Origin of the sequence: Ideonella sp. B508-1, from assembly GCF_000333615.1 — a bacterium.
Taxonomy (GTDB): Bacteria; Pseudomonadota; Gammaproteobacteria; order Burkholderiales; family Burkholderiaceae_C; genus Ideonella.
On the sequence record NZ_BADL01000452.1, the window covers coordinates 1 to 1,754 of the forward strand.

Here is a 1,754-nt window from a genome sequence, read left to right on the forward strand (position 1 = left end):
ACTACCCGCTGACCGTCAAGAAGCACCTGCGCGCCCAGGAGGTGGCCCGCGAGAACCGCCTGCCCTGCATCTACCTGGTCGATTCTGGTGGCGCCAACCTGCCCAACCAGGACGAGGTCTTCCCCGACCGCGACCACTTCGGCCGCATCTTCTACAACCAGGCCACGATGAGCGGCGAGGGCATCCCGCAGATCGCCGTGGTCATGGGCTCCTGCACCGCCGGCGGCGCCTATGTGCCGGCCATGAGCGACGAGACCATCATCGTCAAGAACCAGGGCACCATCTTCCTGGGCGGCCCGCCGCTGGTGAAGGCCGCCACCGGCGAGGTGGTGAGCGCCGAGGACCTGGGCGGCGGCGACGTGCACACCCGCCTGTCCGGCGTGGCCGACCACCTGGCCGAGAACGACCTGCACGCCCTGGCCCTGGCCCGCCAGGCGGTGGGCCACCTGAACTGGCAGAAGCCCGCCCCGCTGGCGGTGCGCCCGCCGCAGGTCCCGCTCTACCCGGCCGAGGAACTGCTGGCCGTCATCCCCACGGACACCCGCAAGCCCTTCGACGTGCGCGAGATCATCGCCCGCATCGTCGACGGTAGCGAGTTCGACGAGTTCAAGGCCCGCTACGGCAACACCCTGGTCTGCGGCTTCGCCCACATCGAGGGCATGCCGGTGGGCATCGTGGCCAACAACGGCATCCTGTTCGCCGAAAGCGCCAACAAGGGCGCCCACTTCATCGAGCTGTGCTGCCAGCGCAAGATCCCGCTGGTCTTCCTGCAGAACATCACCGGCTTCATGGTGGGCCGCAAGTACGAGAACGAGGGCATCGCCCGGGCCGGCGCCAAGATGGTGACCGCCGTGGCCTGCGCCAACGTGCCCAAGTTCACCGTCATCATCGGCGGCAGCTTCGGCGCCGGCAACTACGGCATGTGCGGCCGCGCCTACTCGCCGCGCTTCCTCTGGATGTGGCCCAACGCCCGCATCAGCGTGATGGGCGGCGAGCAGGCGGCCAGCGTGCTGGCCACCGTCAAGCGCGACGGCATCGAAGCCAAGGGCGGCCAATGGAGCGCCGAGCAGGAAGAGGCCTTCAAGGCCCCGATCCGCCAGCAGTACGAGGTGCAGGGCCACCCTTACTACGCCAGCGCCCGCCTGTGGGACGACGGCATCATCAACCCCGTCGACACCCGCCGCGTGCTGGCCCTGGGCCTGTCGGCCAGCCTGAACGCGCCGATCCCGGACGCCAAGTTCGGCGTGTTCCGCATGTGAGGCCGGCGATGACCACCACGCTCGAACTCAAGCGTCCCTCGCCCTTCGTCGCCGAGGTCTGGCTCAACCGGCCGGACGTGCGCAATGCCTTCAACGACCAGGTCATCGCCGAGCTGACCGCCACCTTCCGCGCGCTGTCGCAGGACGACAGGCTGCGCGCGGTGGTGCTGGCCGGCCACGGCAAGGCCTTCTGCGCCGGCGCGGACCTGAACTGGATGCGCGCCATGGCCGACTACAGCTGGGAGCAGAACCGGGCCGACGCCCAGGCCCTGGCCGACATGCTGTGGACGATCCACCAGTGCCCGGTGCCCGTCATCGGCCGTGTGCAGGGCGACTGCTATGCCGGTGGCGTGGGCCTGGCCGCGCTGTGCGACGTGCTGGTGGCCGCCGACGGCGTGCACTTCTGCCTGAGCGAGGCCAAGCTGGGTCTGCTGCCGGCCACCATCGCGCCCTATGTGATCGCCGCCATCGGCCAGCGCGCCGCCCAGCGCTACT

Annotated in this window: 2 protein-coding genes; both read left to right on the forward strand. The window is 69.7% G+C overall.

Annotated features, from left to right (window positions below):
* Nucleotides 1-1,259: carboxyl transferase domain-containing protein (locus I73_RS18280; protein ID WP_022981937.1), on the forward strand; the 1,259-nt coding region annotated here is incomplete at its 5' end.
* 8 nt (nt 1,260-1,267) lie between these two features.
* A partial coding sequence (locus I73_RS28880) for an enoyl-CoA hydratase-related protein (protein WP_022981938.1) occupies nt 1,268-1,754 on the forward strand: 487 nt, incomplete at its 3' end.